18 protein-coding genes and 1 tRNA gene are annotated in these 18,035 nt (G+C 52.5%); 14 read left to right on the top strand and 5 right to left on the bottom strand.

The features are described 5' to 3' along the window. Positions 1-203: 203 nt before the first annotated feature. The 3 genes from fadJ to USG84_RS12865 all read right to left on the bottom strand — a co-directional run bounded on the left by fadJ (position 204) and on the right by USG84_RS12865 (position 4,183). On the bottom strand, positions 204-2,351 hold the full coding sequence (fadJ, locus tag USG84_RS12875) for a fatty acid oxidation complex subunit alpha FadJ (RefSeq protein ID WP_151412967.1): 2,148 nt from the start codon (positions 2,349-2,351) through the stop codon (positions 204-206). Next, positions 2,351-3,661, bottom strand: coding sequence for an acetyl-CoA C-acyltransferase FadI (gene fadI, locus USG84_RS12870; RefSeq protein WP_061097508.1), 1,311 nt, complete (start codon positions 3,659-3,661; stop codon positions 2,351-2,353). Before fadI ends, fadJ begins: the two co-directional genes overlap by 1 nt. Positions 3,662-3,898: 237 nt before the next feature. Continuing rightward, positions 3,899-4,183 carry a YfcZ/YiiS family protein gene (locus USG84_RS12865; RefSeq protein ID WP_028013973.1) on the bottom strand — a complete coding sequence of 95 codons (285 nt, stop codon included), beginning with the start codon at positions 4,181-4,183 and terminating at the stop codon, positions 3,899-3,901. Positions 4,184-4,555: 372 nt separating this feature from the next. Between USG84_RS12865 and fadL the strand changes: the two genes are divergently transcribed. Next, positions 4,556-5,836 carry a long-chain fatty acid transporter FadL gene (gene fadL, locus USG84_RS12860; protein ID WP_061097506.1) on the top strand — a complete coding sequence of 427 codons (1,281 nt, stop codon included), beginning with the start codon at positions 4,556-4,558 and terminating at the stop codon, positions 5,834-5,836. A 44-nt stretch (positions 5,837-5,880) separates the two neighbouring features. On the opposite strand, the gene mlaA is transcribed toward fadL, so the two are convergent. Then, complete coding sequence (mlaA, locus tag USG84_RS12855) at positions 5,881-6,633, bottom strand: phospholipid-binding lipoprotein MlaA (RefSeq protein WP_061097503.1); 753 nt, start codon at positions 6,631-6,633, stop codon at positions 5,881-5,883. A gap of 315 nt (positions 6,634-6,948) precedes the next feature. Between mlaA and USG84_RS12850 the strand changes: the two genes are divergently transcribed. From USG84_RS12850 to USG84_RS12830, 5 genes are all read left to right on the top strand, one after another. Continuing rightward, complete coding sequence (locus tag USG84_RS12850) at positions 6,949-7,878, top strand: formate/nitrite transporter family protein (protein WP_253542879.1); 930 nt, start codon at positions 6,949-6,951, stop codon at positions 7,876-7,878. A 75-nt stretch (positions 7,879-7,953) separates the two neighbouring features. Further along, positions 7,954-8,025 (top strand) — tRNA-Arg (locus USG84_RS12845). Positions 8,026-8,215: 190 nt separating this feature from the next. After that, on the top strand, positions 8,216-9,517 hold the full coding sequence (locus tag USG84_RS12840) for a tyrosine-type recombinase/integrase (protein WP_205914952.1): 1,302 nt from the start codon (positions 8,216-8,218) through the stop codon (positions 9,515-9,517). After that, on the top strand, positions 9,507-10,385 hold the full coding sequence (locus USG84_RS12835) for a hypothetical protein (RefSeq protein ID WP_151412968.1): 879 nt from the start codon (positions 9,507-9,509) through the stop codon (positions 10,383-10,385). The genes USG84_RS12840 and USG84_RS12835 overlap by 11 nt, the downstream gene beginning before the upstream one ends. A 104-nt stretch (positions 10,386-10,489) precedes the next feature. Further along, complete coding sequence (locus USG84_RS12830) at positions 10,490-10,684, top strand: helix-turn-helix transcriptional regulator (protein WP_151412969.1); 195 nt, start codon at positions 10,490-10,492, stop codon at positions 10,682-10,684. Positions 10,685-10,893: 209 nt separating this feature from the next. Here the strand turns inward: USG84_RS12830 and USG84_RS12825 are convergent, their stop codons facing one another. After that, positions 10,894-11,079 carry a YlcI/YnfO family protein gene (locus USG84_RS12825; protein WP_048958014.1) on the bottom strand — a complete coding sequence of 62 codons (186 nt, stop codon included), beginning with the start codon at positions 11,077-11,079 and terminating at the stop codon, positions 10,894-10,896. 46 nt (positions 11,080-11,125) lie between these two features. Here USG84_RS12825 and USG84_RS12820 point away from each other — a divergent pair, with 46 nt between their 5' ends. The 8 genes from USG84_RS12820 to USG84_RS12785 all read left to right on the top strand — a co-directional run bounded on the left by USG84_RS12820 (position 11,126) and on the right by USG84_RS12785 (position 17,427). Then, positions 11,126-11,443 (top strand): host cell division inhibitor Icd-like protein, encoded by a 318-nt coding sequence (locus USG84_RS12820; protein ID WP_320738300.1) that lies wholly within the window; start codon positions 11,126-11,128, stop codon positions 11,441-11,443. Next, positions 11,436-11,795 (top strand): hypothetical protein, encoded by a 360-nt coding sequence (locus USG84_RS12815; protein ID WP_125358069.1) that lies wholly within the window; start codon positions 11,436-11,438, stop codon positions 11,793-11,795. The genes USG84_RS12820 and USG84_RS12815 overlap by 8 nt, the downstream gene beginning before the upstream one ends. Before the next feature lie 31 nt (positions 11,796-11,826). After that, the gene (locus USG84_RS12810; RefSeq protein ID WP_048958069.1) at positions 11,827-12,111 is read left to right on the top strand and encodes a hypothetical protein; all 285 of its coding nucleotides are present in this window, start codon (positions 11,827-11,829) and stop codon (positions 12,109-12,111) included. Beyond that, complete coding sequence (locus tag USG84_RS12805) at positions 12,108-12,491, top strand: DUF5375 family protein (protein WP_125358067.1); 384 nt, start codon at positions 12,108-12,110, stop codon at positions 12,489-12,491. Before USG84_RS12810 ends, USG84_RS12805 begins: the two co-directional genes overlap by 4 nt. Next, the gene (locus tag USG84_RS12800; protein ID WP_320738299.1) at positions 12,488-15,160 is read left to right on the top strand and encodes a DUF927 domain-containing protein; all 2,673 of its coding nucleotides are present in this window, start codon (positions 12,488-12,490) and stop codon (positions 15,158-15,160) included. Before USG84_RS12805 ends, USG84_RS12800 begins: the two co-directional genes overlap by 4 nt. Before the next feature lie 401 nt (positions 15,161-15,561). After that, positions 15,562-16,323 carry a septation initiation protein gene (locus tag USG84_RS12795; RefSeq protein WP_125358063.1) on the top strand — a complete coding sequence of 254 codons (762 nt, stop codon included), beginning with the start codon at positions 15,562-15,564 and terminating at the stop codon, positions 16,321-16,323. Beyond that, complete coding sequence (locus USG84_RS12790) at positions 16,323-16,595, top strand: ogr/Delta-like zinc finger family protein (protein WP_048958009.1); 273 nt, start codon at positions 16,323-16,325, stop codon at positions 16,593-16,595. The genes USG84_RS12795 and USG84_RS12790 overlap by 1 nt, the downstream gene beginning before the upstream one ends. 19 nt (positions 16,596-16,614) lie before the next feature. Then, positions 16,615-17,427, top strand: a complete 813-nt coding sequence (locus USG84_RS12785; RefSeq protein WP_125358061.1) for a hypothetical protein — start codon at positions 16,615-16,617, stop codon at positions 17,425-17,427. The last annotated feature ends 608 nt before the right edge of the window (positions 17,428-18,035 follow it).

Raw genomic sequence — 18,035 nt, 5'->3', positions numbered from 1 at the left:
CCGCTTTTGTTAACCAGAATCACCGGCGTTAACTACCCGCGATTAATGCTCTGAGGTAGAAAACCCGATGGCCGGGCATTGTGCCTGATCCATTCGGTGAATGAAACGCTGTTTTTTACCTCAATGGCGTAAGTATAGTCAATCTCTGTTTACAAAATCGCCAGAACAGGTTCATTCACCTCAGGATTTACCCTTCTTTGACTTCAGTTTACGAAATCAGTTTCCCTTGCAGGCCAGAATGTCTGGCCCCGCTCCGCCATCTGCAATAATTCGTCACACGGTGTAAACCGCGGACCGTATTGCGAGGCCAGACGTTGCAGAATGGCAACCACTTCACCCGCGCCGAGAGTGTCCATGTAACGGAACGGGCCGCCAAGGAACGGCGGGAAACCAATACCAAATACCGCGCCGATGTCGCCGTCGCGCGCGCTTTTGATCACCTGTTCACCAAAGCAGCGCGCCGCTTCATTGAGCATCATCATGACGCAACGTTCAGCGCACTGAACGGCAGACAGTTTTCCCTGACCGGTGGCCGAAATAAGCCCATAAACCGAAGGGTCGACCTGTTTCTTGCTTTTACGCCCTTTCGCGCCGTAAAGATAGAAACCGCGTTCATTTTTTCTGCCTTTGCGATCGTCCTTCAAAATTGCAGAAACAATGTTTGCAGGCGGGGTAAAACGTTCGCCATATGCGGCTTCCAGCACAGGTATAATTTTAGTGCCGGTGTCTATTCCCACCTCATCCAAAAGTTGGATTGGCCCGACGGGGAAGCCAAACTTTACGAGCGCCTCGTCGACGTGCTCGATTTTCTCCCCTTCCGTCAGCAGCCGCATCGCTTCGTTGATATAGGGTGCCAGAATACGGTTGACGTAGAAACCAGCCTTGTCCGCGACCACAATCGGGGTTTTACCCTGTTTTTTCGCCAGCTTCACCACGGTGGCGATGGTCTGCGGGCTGGTCGTGGCGTGCGGAATCACCTCCACCAGCGGCATTTTTTCGACAGGACTGAAAAAGTGCAGACCAATGACCTGCTCCGGCCGAGCGGCTTTCGCCGCGATATCGCCAATCGGTAAAGACGAGGTGTTTGAGGCGAAAATGGTGTGCGGTGCGCAGTGCTGCTCCACGTCAGCCACCATCTGCTGCTTAAGCGCCAGATCTTCAAATACGGCTTCAATCACCAGGTCCCGGTGTGCAAAACCGCTGTAATCCGTCGTGCCGGAGATCGTCGCCAGGGTTTTATCACGCTCGCTTGCCTTGATATGGCGGCGTTTGACCTTCCGATCAAGGTTCTGCCAGCTGTACTGCAGCGCGTGGTTGATGCCCTTTGCGTTGATGTCTTTGATACGCACGGGCAATTTGCCTTTACTGGCGGTAACAAACGCGATGCCGCCGCCCATCAGCCCACCGCCCAGCACGCCAACGGCGCGCAGCGGAGCAGGCTCTGCCTCGCTGCCTGGGTCTTTTTTCACCTCAGTACTGGCGAAGAAGATGCTGCGCAGCGCCTGCGACTGCGGCGTCATCGCCAGTTCGCCAAAAGCTTTAGCTTCAGCGGCATAGCCGCTGCTGCTTCCCTGCGACAACCCTGTTTCAATCACTTCCAGAATGCGCTTTGCCGCCGGGTAGTTGCCTTTGGTTTTTTGCTCGGTTTTTTTGCCCACCATGTTGAACAGGAGCGCGCGCCCCAGTGGCCCTGCCAGCACGCGCTCGCGCACGGGGAGAGGACGTTTTGTCTGACGTCCCTTCAGCGCCAGTTCAACGGCAGCGTCCAGTAAAATGGTGTGCGGAACGACGTCGTCAACCAACCCCACTTTCAGCGCCTGACGGGGGCGTAGCTGCTTGCCGGTTAAGATCATCTCCAGGGCGGTGCTAACCCCAACCAGACGCGGCAGACGCTGTGTTCCACCCGAGCCTGGCAGCAGGCCTAACTGCACTTCCGGCAACCCTAAAACGGTTTTCGCATCGTCGGTGCAGATACGGCTGTGACAGGCCAATGCCAGCTCCAGCCCGCCGCCCAGACAGGCACCGTGGATCGCGGCAATAACCGGGACCGGCAAAGCGTTGATTTCAGCCATTACCTGCTGGCCCTGACGCGCCAGGTCTTCTGCTTCCTGAGCGCTTTTCGCTCGGGCGATCATGTTGATATCGGCCCCGGCAATAAAGTTATCCGGCTTGGCCGAGATAAAAACCAGACCACGAATCGCTTTATTTTCGCGGATCTGCTTGAGCATGGCGCGAACCTGAGTGCCGAACTCGGCCTTCAGGGTATTCATCTTTTCATCAGGCACATCAATAGTGATAACCGCGACGTTATCGAGGCGAACCGTCAGATTAAATGCAGATGGCATATCCATTATTCAGCCTCCAGAACCATTGCTGCGCCAAGACCGCCCGCCGCGCAGGCGGTGACGAGACCAAACCCGCCGCCGCGGCGGCGTAGCTCGTGTAATGTTTGGGTGATCATACGCGCGCCCGTGGCTGCAAACGGATGACCGTAGGCTATCGAGCCACCCAGCACGTTGAATTTACTCTGATCCACTTCGCCGGTGGCATGGGCGCGGCCCAGCACGTCGCGCGCAAAACGCTCGCTTGCCAGCAGTTGGACGTTTGCGAGGGTTTGCGCGGCAAAGGCTTCGTGCATATCAATCAGGGTTAAATCCGCCAGCGTCAGCCCCGCGCGATCCAGCGCCAGCGGCGTGGACCACGCCGGACCTAACAGCATGTCCTGCCAGACATCAATGGCGGTGAAGGCATAGCTGCGCAAATAGCCCAGCGGCGTGATGCCCAGCTCTTTGGCACGCGACTCCGTCATCAGGATCACCGCAGCAGCACCATCGGTCAGCGGCGTACTGTTGGCCGCCGTCACGGTGCCGTGCTTGCGGTCAAACGCCGGGCGCAGTTTGGCGTAATCCGCCAGCGTCGAGGTGCCACGAATATTGTTGTCTTCAGTAAGAGGCTCTCGATAGGGAGGCGTGTAGGCGGTCATGACCTCATCGATGAGTTTGCCCTCCGACCAGGCTTTCGCAGCCAGCTGATGCGAGCGATGCGCCAGCGCATCCTGCTGCTCGCGGGTGATACCGTAGGTTTTCGCCATCTGCTCGGCGGTATCGCCCATTCGCAGGCCGGTGGAGTATTCCGCTACGGCAGGCGGCACGGGCATGAGATCGCGCAGGCGCAAACGCGAGAAGAGTTTGAGCTTCGCACCGGTGGTGCGGGCTTTATTGGCATCCACCAGAATACGGGCCAGCTTTTTACTGACGCCAATCGGCAGTACGGAGGAAGAATCGGCGCCGCCTGCGATCCCGGCGCGAATGGTGCCTGCCATCAGACTTTCCGCCACGTTTGCTACCGCCTGGAAGCTGGTCGCACACGCGCGGCTGACGCTGTAGGCGTCGGTATGAACGTTCATGCCGGTACCGAGAACAATTTCCCGCGCAATGTTGGGGGCTTCAGGCATCTGCACCACCTGGCCGAAGACCAGCTGTTCGATGACCTCAGGCGGAATTTCGCTGCGAGCCAGCATCTCACCCACTACCATTTTCCCCAGATCGACAGCCGGTATACCGTGAAACGCCGTCGCCTGACGCGCAAACGGCGTACGCAGACCGCTGACAATGGCAATGCGGTCACCTTGTCGGGTGATTAGCGGTAATGCCTGACTCATAACCTTCCCCTGTGAAAAAATTTTACATGAACATAAAGTGGTCTGACCTGATAACAGTCTTAACCATTTTTTTACATTCAGCCAATCAGGGAAGCATAAAAATGCGAGGTAAAACACAGAGAAGAAAAAGAAAATGCCCAGGGTAAAAGCAAAACGGTAACCCGTAGGTTACCGTTTTTAGTGTTTGCGGCCTCTCCCGTGGGAGAGGGTTGGGGTGAGGGCACCAGACCGCAGGAATTAACGCAGACCCAGCTGGAAAATCAGCGTTTCAGCTTCGCAGGCAAACACAAAGTCGATATCCAGCTTCACGCCACCGTCCACTTCCGTGAAGGTAGATTTGATTTCACACGGATCGGACTCCACATCACGCGCGCGCTTGCTCAGCGCGGCCAGCGTTTCTTCGGCTTCGGCGCGGTTGGTGAACACACGGCTGTAAGACGCGGTGCAATCGGTGTTGTCCATGATGGTGCCAACATCCATACAGCAGCAAACCGGGGTTTCATCAGCACTGCATTTACTCATAGCTCAATTTCCTCTGTATTCGCGCAGCGCGCGAGATAAACACGATGCTGATATTTTACGCCCCAGCGCTGGCTCTCTCCAGCCGTTAATGGCGCAAAATCGGATAAGTGACCGATATCACACTAAAAAATGATCTAAAACAAAAACCACCCTTTTGAGTGAGCCGCGATGGTCACAATTTTGCCAACCAGATCTCGTTTCAAGAAACATGTTTGAAAATATTAATAAACAAACTTGCAACATTCAGGCTGGTCGGACCTATACTCTGGCCACTGGTCTGATTTGTCTGTCATACCTCAGACCCTACACTTCGCGCTCCTGTTACGGTATGTAACAATTATTGAATAAAAATAACTCAATGAGGTTATGGTCATGAGCCAGAAAACCCTGTTCAACAAGACTGCGCTGGCAGTCGCAGTGGCAATCGTCTCTACTTCCGCCTGGTCAGCGGGCTTTCAGCTAAACGAATTTTCTTCCTCTGGCCTTGGCCGTGCGTATTCAGGGGAAGGTGCAATCGCTGATGATGCTGGTAACGCAAGCCGTAACCCTGCATTAATCATGATGTTCGATCGCCCGACCTTCTCTGCTGGTGCGGTGTATATCGATCCTGATGTCAACATTTCCGGCACGTCACCTTCTGGTGCGAGCCTGAAAGCAGATAACATTGCGCCAACGGCGTGGGTACCTAACCTGCACTTCGTTGCACCGATCAATGAACAGTTTGGCTGGGGCGCATCCGTCACGTCTAACTATGGCCTTGCTACCGAGTTCAACAACAACTACCCGGCAGGCGAATACGGCGGTAAAACAGACCTGACAACGCTGAACCTGAACCTGAGCGGTGCTTATCGTCTGAACGACAGCTGGAGCTTCGGTCTGGGCTTTGATGCCGTCTACGCTGATGCAAAAATTGAGCGTTACTCCGGTGAACAAACGGCTCGCTTGCCGAAAAACAGCAACAAAATTGCCAGCCTGAAGGGCGATGAGTGGGGCTATGGCTGGAACGCCGGTATCCTGTACGAACTGGACAAAAACAACCGCTGGGGCCTGACCTATCGTTCCGAAGTGAAAATTGACTTCGACGGCGATTACAAGAGCGGCATCCTGACGCCGGTCAACAACCTGGTTCCGGGCGCGGGCACCACCATCCCGTGGGGGACTTCCGGTCAAACTGTCCCTGGCTCACTGTCGCTGCATCTGCCAGAAATGTGGGAAGTCTCCGGTTACAACCGCGTTGCGCCACAGTGGGCTATTCACTATAGCCTGGCCTATACCAGCTGGAGCCAGTTCCAGGAGCTGAAAGCGACCGGCACCAACGGTCAAACGCTGTTCTATAAGGACGAGAGCTTCCACGACGCCTATCGCATTGCGTTGGGTACCACCTATTATATGGATGACAACTGGACGTTCCGTACCGGTATCGCATTCGATGACAGCCCGGTGCCGGCTGATAAGCGCTCCATCTCCATTCCGGATCAGGACCGCTTCTGGGTGAGTGCTGGCGCAACCTACGCGTTCAACGAGAATGCTTCTGTCGATGCGGGCGTTTCTTATATGCATGGTCAGAAAGTGACCTTCAAGGAAGGCCCGTACGAGTTTACCTCTGAAGGTAAAGCCTGGCTGTTCGGTACTAACTTCAACTACGCGTTCTAATCGCGCAGGGATCAAAAAAGGTGAGCGTTGCTCACCTTTTTTATTTATTCCGAATCAATATCTTTGAGTTCGTTTTCAATAGCCTTCGCGTTTGGATTATCTTCCGGCTTCAGCTTGCCGCCGTTGGCGATAAAGTCATGGTTCTGGAAGTACGCTTCACGCACCATAATGTACGGATCGGACGACTGGCGCAGCAGGCCGTCTGAATCAAGCAGTTGCGCGCGGGTTTCAATCCCCTCCACCGTCCATTTACCAATCGACAGCGGCCAGGTCAGCCACGACAGAACCGGATACAGCGTATCCACCATATCGCCGCCATCATCACGCACGGTGAAGCTGCCATAGAACGGCAGATGAACGTAAGGGCCGTAACCGACGCCATAATGCCCCAGCGTACTGCCGAAACGGTGCGGCTGTTCACGCTGCAGTTTCGGGTTTGCCATACCTGCGACATCGATAAAGCCACCCATCCCCAGCAGGGAGTTCAGGAAGAAGCGCGTAAAGTGCACCATCCCCTGATACGGATCGCCCTGCAGGAAATAGTTGACCATCACCGCAGGCTCTTCCAGGTTACTGGTAAAATTGCTTAACCCGTTACGCGCAGGCTGTGGAACGTAATCGCGCCATGCTACTGCCACCGGGCGAACCACGTACGGGTCCAGCACGTTGTAGTTAAAGCTATACATAGAACGGTTAAATCCTTCGAGAGGATCGGAGCGTCCCGTTTGCTCCCCGGAGCTGGCGCAGCCCACAAGCATCGTCGCGCCCAGCGCAAGCGCCGACAGCCGAAGTTTCATAAATATCTCCCTGTGCAGTATGGCTATCGTTGATTGCCATCCGTAACGGAGCATCTGGCGCTCCGTCTGAAAACGTGCAAGTGATTGTAACAGCACGTTTACCGATGTCTATGAGTACAATTACGGGCAGTAATCACCGTGACTCTGATCTCAGCATAGCCGGACTTTTGGAATTCGTTTCGCTGGCAATTTTATAATGTCTTTGAACGAGATGTATCACCTTTGTTGTCATTCCCGCCAATTTAAGAGCATCCCCACAGGCATCCCGATAAAAGCCGCTACGCTTAAAAGAAAGATCAACCTCCGGGAGCAGATATGAAAGAAGTGGATGAAGACAAAATTGGCGAAAATAATGAGGAACATGAAATCGAAAGCGAGGAGAAAGCGCGCGGTGAGGAGATAGAGATTGATGAGGATCGCCTCCCCTCCCGTGCGATGGCCATCCACGAACATATACGCCAGGACGGCGAAAAGGAGATGGAGCGCGATGCCATGGCCCTCTTCTGGTCAGCTATCGCGGCGGGACTTTCAATGGGCGCCTCGCTGCTCGCGAAAGGGATATTTCATGTGCAGCTGGAGGGCGTGCCCGGCGGATTTTTACTGGAGAACCTCGGCTACACCTTCGGCTTTATTATCGTCATCATGGCCCGCCAGCAACTTTTTACTGAGAACACCGTGACCGCCGTTCTGCCGGTAATGCAAAACCCTACCCTCGGTAATTTCGGTTTATTGATGAGGCTCTGGAGCGTGGTTCTGCTGGGAAATATCATCGGCACGGGCATTGCGGCCTGGGCGTTCGAATATATGCCGATATTTGATGAGCCCACCCGGGACGCGTTTGTGAAGATCGGTATGGATGTCATGAAAAACACGCCGGTCGAAATGTTCTCTAATGCCATCATCTCCGGGTGGATTATCGCCACAATGGTGTGGATGTTCCCTTCTGCCGGTAGCGCTAAAATCGTGGTGATCATCCTGATGACCTGGCTGATTGCGCTGGCGGATACCACGCATATCGTGGTCGGTACCGTTGAGATACTCTACCTGGTCTTTAACGGCACGCTTCACTGGAGCGATTTTTTCTGGCCGTTCGCCATTCCGACGCTGGCAGGCAATATCTGCGGCGGAACGTTTATCTTTGCGCTGCTAAGCCATGCCCAAATCCGTAACGACATGTCGAATAAACGCAAAGCCGAGCTTAAGGCGCAGGCAAATAAGGATAAAGCGGCAAAAAAATCAACCTGAATGGTGACTCTTTGAGCAGTCAGGCGGCGATGCGCTTAACGCAAAGTGTAAATAACGCTATACTCGTGCCGCCTCGTCCCCTTAGTTAAATGGATATAACGAGCCCCTCCTAAGGGCTAGTTGCAGGTTCGATTCCTGCAGGGGACAATCTAAAGTTCTTTCACAGCATTTCACGTCATTACACAAATCCTCTCTAATCCAGCAATTTAGCGCCATGTAGGCCCATTATTCATTTCAGGTCATTTCATGACATTACATCTCTCTGATGGTATCTTTGATGGTATTCGTCGGTTCGATATCCCGATACCATCAATGTACTGTCAGAGGCTTACTGCATATGGCTTTAAACGAGCTGTCGCCTAAAAAAATCGAGAACGCAAAGCCTAGGGATGCTGACTACAAACTAACGGATGGTGGAAGCCTTTATCTGTTGGTCAAAAAGAATGGGACCAAGGCATGGAGAATGAATTACCGCTTTAATGGTAAACAAGCTACGTTGGCATTAGGGGTTTACCCGGACGTTCCGCTTGCTGCAGCGCGAAAGCGTCGTGACGAAGCTAGACAACTACTGGCAGATGACCGTGACCCGCGTGAAGCAAAAAAGTCTGAAAAGGACGGACCAGCGTCCCCCAAATTCGAGGAAGTAGCCAGAGAATGGCATAGTGGGACGATGGGGCATCCTGAATGGAAGGAAATTACCCGCACCAAAATTCTACGGGAAATGGAAAATCATCTGTTTCCGGCTATAGGTTCAAAGCCCATTGATACGCTAAAAACACGTGACCTTCTTCCAATATTGATTGAGATGACCAGACAAGGCATTGGTGCGACCACTGGACGGGTGAAAACCACTATGGGTAGTATCTTTCGTTATGCCGTCCAGCGTGGGATTGTCGATTACAATCCAGCCCACGATCTGAAAGGTGCGATTACCAATCCCAAAGTAAGGCATCGCCCTGCCCTACCGCTCGAACGTTTACCAGAGCTGATAGCTAAAGCGATAAATTATACTGGCAGACCATTAACGCGGCTGGCAGTTCTCTTTTCCTTGCACACTTTCGTACGCTCCAGCGAACTTCGCCATGCCCGGTGGGAAGAGATCGACATTGAAAACGGTCTTTGGACAATACCTGGGCAACGGGAAAAGATCTCTGGGGTAAAATATTCAGATCGTGGTGCGAAGATGGGGGCGGTACATTACGTCCCGCTTTCTACCCAAGCTATTAAAGTACTGGAGGATATCCAAAAGATCAGTGGTGAATATTTGCTGGTATTCCCAGGTGACAGCAATCCGTACAAACCAATGAGTGAGAACACCGTAAACAAGGCCCTGCGAACGATGGGTTACGATACTCAGGCTGATGTTTGCCTGCATGGATTCCGGGCAATGGCCTGTTCTGCCCTCACGGAATCAGGGCTTTGGTCTCGTGATGCGGTTGAAAGGCAGATGAGCCATCAGGAAAGGAATGAAGTACGGGCAGCATATGTGCATCTTGCACAACACATGCAGGAACGCCGCCAGATGATGCAGTGGTGGTCTGATTACCTGTCGTTCAATACAGAGAGATATGTCGCTCCGTACGATATGGGGCTTAAAAACACAGCATTATTGATAGGGAATACATCTGATGAGCCATAAAAATGAAAAGAATATTTGGGTACTTAATAAAATACCCCCCCTTGAATATTGTTCAATATCACGAGCAGCAAAATTACTCAACTGTGAAATTGAGGATTTTCTACATTGGCATGATGTTGGTGTTATAACTTTGGGTATTAACCTACAAAAAACAAAAGGTGTTTTAAGAATTAAGATAGGGAATCACAACGCAGAAGACAATCCCTTACAACTATATTTTGATGGAAATTTAACCTTTAACGAATTGACTCGAATCAATAAGATATGGTCCCGTCACTCAAAAGTGTACAAACTCATAACAGCAAAAGATGACCTAATCCTCCCTTTGATTCACAAAAATACACTTTCAACAACTTATGAATTTAATTGCTTTATCAGCGATATATGGTCTATCGACTCAAGGAATTTATCCGTTCTACTTAAAGATACAGGTAATGTGTTTGAAGAAACAAAACTGAGTGCCTTGACACCCTCTGACAAAATATTGTCGAATAGTTTCCAGCCTGAGATAGATGAAAGACCGGTGATAAACCTAGACAATATCTTTATAACTAAAGAGACAATCGATAAAATTTACACACATGCACTAAGTGGAAAACCACTACCATTCATGGAGGATTTAATTAATCCTGATGAAAATGAAAGCCATGATATTAAGCAGATCTTACCTCACAAAGAGAAACTATCTAATTTTATTAGATTCCTAATACAATCAAACCCAACAATAAATAAAAACATACTATCAACTACAGCAAACAATAGACACAAAATCTTAAGGGAATATCTTGAGGATTTGAAGTCAAAAGGAACTGAGATTGATTATGACATCCCATCTTCACCCACACTTGAGCGCTATCTAAATCTTTAAAATTTTCAATAAACAGTTGAAAATTTAGAACAGTTTAAGTCAAAAACGTATTTAAATCTGCTGTGTTAATCACTTAGATAACTTAACACGGCAGGTAAATACATATGCACACATATCCTCAACAAGGTCATGCCAGACCCAAAGCAACAGCTGACTTTCTTAAAGTTACCACTGTCACTCTCTGGCGCTGGGAAAGAAGCAAACCCGACTTCCCAAAATCTACCCGACTCTCAGAACGTGTCTCTGTTTATGATGCTGCAGAGATACGTGCCTGGTTGGCAGCTAAAAAACACAATTAATCTACAGAATGAAAGCTATCAAGCGTAGAAAATCTGGCTCAATTACCTCAGTTGGAAGTGAATCAATATATCTGAGGACAAATTAATGCAGCGCGAGGAGGCCAAAATCATCATCACAAAAAAGACCAACAGAAAATACTGATGGCCTCGCAAGGATGTTTGTTTAGTGAAATCAGCCAAGAGGTTTCTGTCATTGTGCATTACGTCATTCAGCTTTCCGGTGCCAGCTTTGCTTTCCTACGCTGGCGGCGCTTAATCTCGCCCTTAACAGCTGTAACAATAAATTGCGCTTTAGTCTCACCATCTTCGAGGCTGCTTTCTAATTCGGCAACCACATCATGTGGGAATCGAGCATTAAGCTGTTGTGACTTGTTGTTGGTTGAACCTGTTGCCATTACTGGATCTCCTTATAGTAAGTGCGATTCAGTATACGCAAAAAAAATGATAATAAAAGACTTGAAGTGCGATTCACTTGGGGGTAGCTTTAAAAAAGAAGGTGCGATTCACCTTGTGAGCGCGAAGCCCGGTAGTGCTGAAACACTAGCCGGGCTTCTGACCAATCCGTTATATGAGGTAACGAAAATGGCTAAACAGAAGTGTACCTGGTTATTTACCGCGTTCAACCGCAGCCAGCGTAGTGCACGCCCTCAGACGTTGAGGATCACGGCAGATAGAGAGTGTTCAGCTCGTCTCAGGCTTGCTCCTGACTATGTGCTGAGCTTTGCCGGGCGTATTCCGTGTGGAGGTAACCATGCGTAGTTATCCTCAGCCCGGCGAACGCTGGCAGCATGAACGTGGCTGGACCGTCACGATTATGAGATTAATTGAAGCATCGCCCTCCGTGGCGCTGGTTAACCCTGAATTCAGCTGCGAAGTGCTGATTCGTCATGACAGCGACAATAAGCTTTCTTCCTGCCCTCTGGCATGGTTTGAGCAGCAGTATACTCGCCTGTTTGATGCGCCACTTTTCAAGCCTTCGCCAGCTCCGGCAGGCGGCAGTGGCTCCGGCCCGCTGACACTGCATCCTTCTGTGGCATTTACCCGCTGGCGGGAGCGCAGCATACGGCGTTCTGCTGAACCTGACGACAAACACTATTCAAAGTTTCTCTGACAAAACACCGCTGAAAACGGAGTAATCCATGATGAATATCTCAAACGGGCACAACGGTGCTCAGGGCCACGCTTTGCCTGAAAAACACAATACCGGTGCTTTTTCCTATGGGTTGTCAGAGGACGGTTTCGGAAAGCTGACCCGCGCAAGAAATGCCTGCGACATGCTCCAGCTTCTCTTTTCTGAATACCCGTGTCAGGGCGGAACGCTGGATGCAGGCTGTGCGCCAGGCATCGCCGCGCTGATGGAGTACCTGAGGGCAGATTTGACGGATATCGCGCAGAGCTGCGCATTGATTGAAGGAGGCATCCAATGAACCAGCCGCAGGTTTCCATTTTTCCGGCAGAAATGACCACCGCGCTGTACCGTCGGGCAATTGCTTCGGCATGGCGTCAGAAAATGCTGAACGAAACCAGCAGCGATCAGTATGGTCCGCACAGCCTGACGGTTGAGCGTATTGAAATGGCCATTGCCCTGCATATCGAGTGCGCACTGATTAAAGAGTACGGCGAAGCACAGGGCGCCGCTGTCGCGCTGGCACTGCTGACCGACATGCTGGAGCCGTCACTGCTGACAGCACCGCCGGTACTGACCGTGCGCGGCTGTGAAGTGATGGCGGAGCTGTACCGCACGCTTCCGGCGGCCTTTGATGATTTCTGCAGCACGGGTGTGGCGCTGTATCAGGGGGAAGTATGACAACACAGACGGTTACGCAGATTTCAGCCGCAGCTCGGGGGAAATGGCCCGTTATTCTGCAGATGCTGCGTATTGATATACCTGAAAACGGCAGGCACGGTCCATGTCCGAAATGTGGGGGCAAGGATCGTTTTCGCCTCGATGACCTTGACGGGCGTGGGACGTGGATTTGCAGCCAGTGCGGCAATGGTGACGGTCTGGATCTGGTTAAGCTCATGACCGGTTACGGCGTCAGAAAGGCTGCGCAGGAGGTGGCGCAGGTGCTTAATGCGTCGGATGTGCAGGAACTACCCGTTAAGCCCGCCAGGCAAAAAGCTCCTAAACGCGACATGAGTCTTACTGTGGCGGCGCTTATGAAAGATAGCCGCCTGGGAGAAAGCCCCTATCTGACCGGAAAAGGGTTCGCCGGATACCCGGCCTCCCTCACCGGTAGCGCGCAGCATATCAGCGGTAAGGATTTTCCTGCCGGTTCCCTGCTGTTACCGCTCACGACCAACACCGGAGCCGTGACCGGTGCGCAGCTTATCGCCCCGGCGGGTGAAAAAAGCATACTGCCCGGCAGCACGATGAAAGGCGCGTTTGTGGCGCTCAGCCCGTTACCGTCTGAACCGCCGGTACAGGTGGTGATTGCCGAAGGTTATGCCACGGCGCTGACGGTAAGCCAGCTCACCGCCGGATGCGTTGTGGCGGCCATATCGGCGGGCAACCTGCCTAACGTGGCGCAATCGCTGCGGGCACGCTGGCCTGAGGTGAAAATTATCATCGCCGGTGATAACGATTTTCATGACGGGGGCGAAAATCCCGGCAGATCCTTTGCTGAGCGGGCGGCAAAAGCCGTTGGCGGCTGGATGACGCTGCCACCGGGAGAGATTAAGACCGACTGGAATGATTTCCATCGGGAGCACGGTATTACCCGTGCCCGTGAAGCCTTTCGCAACGGTCTGGTGCTGTGCGGGGAGGGACGCACGCAGCTGCCGTACGGGTTCCGTCTAACCCAGGAATATCTCTGGTATGAAAAACAGGTACAGCGCAACGGTGAGACGGAAATCCAGAACGTCAAAATATGCAACCCGCTGCGCGTAACGGCAATCACCTGCGATGCTGATGGCGGTAACTTCGGGCGACTGCTGGAGTGGGAAGATACGTGGGGAGAGCGCCGCCGCTGGGCGATGCCGATGGAAATGCTGAGCGGCAGCGGTGAGGAGCTGCGCCGGGTACTGCTGGTTAACGGGCTGTCCTATATCAGCACCACCGGTGAGGCCCGCGCCCGCCTGATGGAATATATCTCGCTCTGTAAACCGGAACGCCGCGTGACCTGCGTCAGCCGCACTGGCTGGCATGGTCAGGTTTATGTCCTGCAGGATGAGGTCAGCGGTGAAGGTGCTGAGGGTGTCATTCTCCAGACCACTTCCGTGCAGGGGCGCGATTTCCGTGTGTCAGGTACAACGGAGGAATGGCGGGAGCACGTTTCCCGCTACTGCACCGGCAACTCCCGCGTGGCGTTTGCCGTCAGTCTGGCCTTTGCTGCCCCCCTGTTACGGCTGGTTGGTATGGACGGCGGCGGCTACCACCTAAAGGGGGAATCGACGGACGGTAAGACCACCACCATGAAAGCGGCAACTTCCGTCTGCGGCGGGCCTGACTACTGGCAGACGTGGCGGGCAACCGGCAACGCGCTGGAGGGATGCGCCAGCCGCCGCAACGATGCCGCCATGATGCTTGATGAGATCCGGGAGGTGGACGGACGCGAGGCAGGCAATATCGCCTACATGCTGGCAAACGGTCAGGGGAAGGGCCGTGCCGGTACGGACGGTGAACTGCGCACCCGTAAGCAGTGGCGGCTGCTGTTCTTTTCAACCGGCGAGCTGTCACTGACTGAACATGCGGCAAAAGCCGGTGAGCGTACCTTTGCCGGGATGGAAGTCAGGATGATCCAGATCCCCAGCGATTCCGGGAAGTTTGGCGTATTTGAGGAGCTGCACGGCTTCGACAGCGGCAAGGCGCTGGCGGAACATCTGGAGTGGGCCACGTCCAGCTATTACGGTTCGCCGTTCAGGGAGTGGCTGAAAGCCCTGACCGCTGACCTTAACGGGCTGACGGCACAGGCAAAGTCACTGATGAAGGAATATACCGCCGCCCTGACCCCGAAAGATGCGGGCAATCAGGTGGGCCGGGCAGTGAACCGCTTTGCACTGGTGGCGATGGCGGGCGAGCTGGCAACCCGTCTGGGTATCACCGGCTGGCCTGAGGGGGAAGCCCTGCGGGCAACCCGCGTCTGCCTGAACGCATGGCTGAAAGATCGCGGGCACACCGCCAACCAGGAAGATATTGCCGCACTGGAGCAGGTACGCAGTTTCTTTACCGCGAATCAGTACAGCCGCTTTGCAGACTGGCACGACGAACGCAACCGCCCCGGCAATATGGTGGGCTGGCGCAGGGTTGAGAAAGGGAGTACCGCACAGGGCACGGAAGCCTTCACCACGTTCTACGTCATGCCGTCCGGCTGGAAAGAAATCTGCCGGGGATTTGACCCGCGCAAGGTGGCGCGTTTGTGCGCGGATCGTGGATATCTGCTGCCTTCTGCCGACGGAAAGCTCCAGACAACCATTCGCCCGCCAGAGATGAATCCCCGCAGGCTCTATGTCTTCAACAGCGAGGTGCCGGGATAAGGCTTTGCGTGAGTCTTATTTATTAAGGGTAACAGGTGAAACAGGTGGAACAACCGTATTTTACAGGGGCTGAACCTGTTCCACCTTCTGAAATAGTGAGGTGGAACAGGTGGAACGCCAGCCGATCCGCTGTTCCACCTTGTTACCTGCAATGTTCCACCTGGGCTGGGCATATAAATAGCTTATAAAACAATGCTGTAACACATGTTTCACCTGTTCCACCGCATCGGGGACATAAAGCAGACTGAAACAGAGGGCATTTTTATCTGGCTGGCTTTCATAGCCACGTCCGAGTAACCGCAAACGTGCGATGTGCCAGCCACCACACACTGAGCACTGATAGTGAGCTTGTGTCAGCCACGACACAATTGACGTAGCGAACCAACCCGACAGGAGAAGTCATGAACAACATCGTAGAAAATAACAACCTTTCCACTTTTCCGGCTGTAACGCAGCGGGCACTGGAAACCCTGAACACAGCCAGAAACGCATGGATTGATGCACGTCGTAAGCAGAAAGCGGCGGCGGATAATATTGCGGCAATCCGCCAGCGTCGCGCTGAAATGGAAGCCACAACGAACGCACTGAGTGAGGAGTGGCGTACGCTGTTTCGTAAAAGCCAGGGCGTAGTCTCAAAGGAAATGAAAAAACTGCGCGCGGAAATTGCGTTGGGGCGTGAAACGCTTGAGGATTTTGACGATCTGCTGGCGGCTCAGGAATGTGAGAATGCACTTTTGCCGCAGGAGGCTGCGGAATTAGCCGGAAAGTACATCCACGCGCACGACGCCCTTGTGGGTATTCGCGCAAAACAAATCTGGGAGGATTTTATGCAGTTGCATGGTAAAGCCCTAATCCAGACACTGAGCCTGCTGAAATCCACAATGGGCCGGGAAGCCAGCGCAGTTGTCGGTGTGGTGCATTCAGTTAATGACCCGGACACATTGCTGAAAGACTTTATTCATAAAAATATCACCAAACCGGCTCTCACTAACGATGTGATGCCGGACCAGGACCCTGTGTTTAAACTGGCGGGCGTAGCCCCGGATTATGCGGCCCGTCTGGATTTCAGTAAGCAACTATCCCCTGCAGCCCTGCATAAGATGAAGATACGTCAGGAACAGAAGTTGCTGCAAAAAAACAATAGTGTATCGGAGGGTTTGTAATGGCGCTGAAATGTCCTGAATGCGGCACTATGGCCCATGCCAGAACCAGTTCTTATGAAGCACCTTCCGTTAAACGCTCATGGTATCAGTGCCAGAATCTTGAATGTTCCTGCACATTTACAGCGCTGGAAAGCGTTGACACGATAATTATGAAGCCGCATAAACCCGTGCCATCTGAACCTGAGTCGCAGGATGATTCTCCCGCACGTAAGCCGCAGACGCTGGGCCGCTACGGTTCGGCCTGTACCCTCAAAGACCGTCATGCACAATAAAATGGGGAGGAACCATAATATGACAGAACAACAATTGACGGAAAACCAGATTCAGGCAGCAACCGGACACGTAGTAACACTCCTCGCCAGAGCAAAAAAACCACTTCAGGATGCGGATTGGCTCATGCGGTTGCCTGCAGATGAAATCACCCGCCAGACAGAAACACTGACAAAAGGTCTTGCCTCCGGCTGGCAGTCCCGGATTATTGACCTTTACCAAAAAATGCAGGTCTGGGTGGAAGCCAGACAGGCCGAAGATGCAGCTATTGAGAATCTCAGGGCTCTGCGTCAGCATCAGGCCGAAACTGAACAGGCGAGCAAAGACAATCGGGTCCAGTTCAGGGAATTGCTTAGCCAGAACGGCGGTATCGTGACCCCAGAGATGAAAGCTCTTCGGGCTGAGTATCTGGAACAACAGGAAACAGCCGCCGAGCTGGCCGGTCTGATTACTGAAAAAGAAGAGCAGTTGCCGGTACTGGCTGACGCGACCGGTCGTAAGGCAAACGCCTACGTAAACTGCCATCATGGCATCACGGAAGAGCGTATTGATGAGCTTCTGCGTGACTTTTTTATTTTCAACGGTGCTGAATTGAGCAGCCTGCTCAGGATGAAGTACAGACAGTTTGAACGTGATAGCTCAGCACATATACCGGGGATTATTGAAGGTACAAATGATGCAGATACACTGTATCGTGAATTCATCCTGAATCTCATGCTGAAATGGACGAGCGAAATATTGCCGCTGAGATTCCGGGACGACGTGATGAGCCTGGCCGGTTCAGCGCCGGTATCAGGCTCACATGATGACAGGAAAAAAAGAAAACTGTTTTGATCTGAACAGAACAGCTCACTTAAGCCCGGCCTGTGCCGGGTTTTTGATGTCTGTAGCCTGAGTGCATGTCTATACTGCATGAAAACGCATGAGTCTCATGCAAACAGTGAATGTACGTCAGAACAGCCACGGCGCGACCCAACGACACTCATGCAGGTGCATGAAAACCACTACATAAAGCGGGCAGGCGTGGCGGGGCTACGAGTGCGAGATTTCGGGTTGGAGTGTGCGTTTGAGCCCTGCCGGTTGATGTTCATAGTATGATGCTCACAGCACACGCGCGGTGGTAAGGTACAACAATGTGACAATCACTGAACGGAGGCTGGCAATGTAGTGAACTCAGAGACGCTCTGACGCGTCATAATGGCATAACAAGGAGAGTAAAAAATTTTGGATTGCATACAAAGTTCGACAGCAAGTCTTATTTTAGTCAAGGATGTTTGTTCCTTGCCGTCGTTTTTCTCAATCACATGGTAGTGATTATCGTTACTTAAACCCATTTATATGTATAAAAACTATCACGTTACACTGGAAGTTACGGTTAAATTGATGAGATTAAAAGTGTGACCCTCAATCCATTTTTCATACTTGTTCCATGTTCAGAGTGG

Source organism: Enterobacter sp. 168J2 (genome assembly GCF_034107265.1).
In the GTDB taxonomy this organism is placed as follows: Bacteria; Pseudomonadota; Gammaproteobacteria; order Enterobacterales; family Enterobacteriaceae; genus Enterobacter; species Enterobacter nematophilus.
This window is presented reverse-complemented; position numbering and strand designations above follow the sequence as displayed.

Bases quoted from the DNA above. Each gene is read 5' to 3' on its own strand.
- fadJ (WP_151412967.1), bottom strand. From the start codon at position 2,351: ATGGATATGCCATCTGCATTTAATCTGACGGTTCGCCTCGATAACGTC.
- fadI (WP_061097508.1), bottom strand. From the start codon at position 3,661: ATGAGTCAGGCATTACCGCTAATCACCCGACAAGGTGACCGCATTGCC.
- USG84_RS12865 (WP_028013973.1), bottom strand. From the start codon at position 4,183: ATGAGTAAATGCAGTGCTGATGAAACCCCGGTTTGCTGCTGTATGGAT.
- fadL (WP_061097506.1), top strand. From the start codon at position 4,556: ATGAGCCAGAAAACCCTGTTCAACAAGACTGCGCTGGCAGTCGCAGTG.
- mlaA (WP_061097503.1), bottom strand. From the start codon at position 6,633: ATGAAACTTCGGCTGTCGGCGCTTGCGCTGGGCGCGACGATGCTTGTG.
- USG84_RS12850 (WP_253542879.1), top strand. From the start codon at position 6,949: ATGAAAGAAGTGGATGAAGACAAAATTGGCGAAAATAATGAGGAACAT.
- USG84_RS12840 (WP_205914952.1), top strand. From the start codon at position 8,216: ATGGCTTTAAACGAGCTGTCGCCTAAAAAAATCGAGAACGCAAAGCCT.
- USG84_RS12835 (WP_151412968.1), top strand. From the start codon at position 9,507: ATGAGCCATAAAAATGAAAAGAATATTTGGGTACTTAATAAAATACCC.
- USG84_RS12830 (WP_151412969.1), top strand. From the start codon at position 10,490: ATGCACACATATCCTCAACAAGGTCATGCCAGACCCAAAGCAACAGCT.
- USG84_RS12825 (WP_048958014.1), bottom strand. From the start codon at position 11,079: ATGGCAACAGGTTCAACCAACAACAAGTCACAACAGCTTAATGCTCGA.
- USG84_RS12820 (WP_320738300.1), top strand. From the start codon at position 11,126: ATGATAATAAAAGACTTGAAGTGCGATTCACTTGGGGGTAGCTTTAAA.
- USG84_RS12815 (WP_125358069.1), top strand. From the start codon at position 11,436: ATGCGTAGTTATCCTCAGCCCGGCGAACGCTGGCAGCATGAACGTGGC.
- USG84_RS12810 (WP_048958069.1), top strand. From the start codon at position 11,827: ATGAATATCTCAAACGGGCACAACGGTGCTCAGGGCCACGCTTTGCCT.
- USG84_RS12805 (WP_125358067.1), top strand. From the start codon at position 12,108: ATGAACCAGCCGCAGGTTTCCATTTTTCCGGCAGAAATGACCACCGCG.
- USG84_RS12800 (WP_320738299.1), top strand. From the start codon at position 12,488: ATGACAACACAGACGGTTACGCAGATTTCAGCCGCAGCTCGGGGGAAA.
- USG84_RS12795 (WP_125358063.1), top strand. From the start codon at position 15,562: ATGAACAACATCGTAGAAAATAACAACCTTTCCACTTTTCCGGCTGTA.
- USG84_RS12790 (WP_048958009.1), top strand. From the start codon at position 16,323: ATGGCGCTGAAATGTCCTGAATGCGGCACTATGGCCCATGCCAGAACC.
- USG84_RS12785 (WP_125358061.1), top strand. From the start codon at position 16,615: ATGACAGAACAACAATTGACGGAAAACCAGATTCAGGCAGCAACCGGA.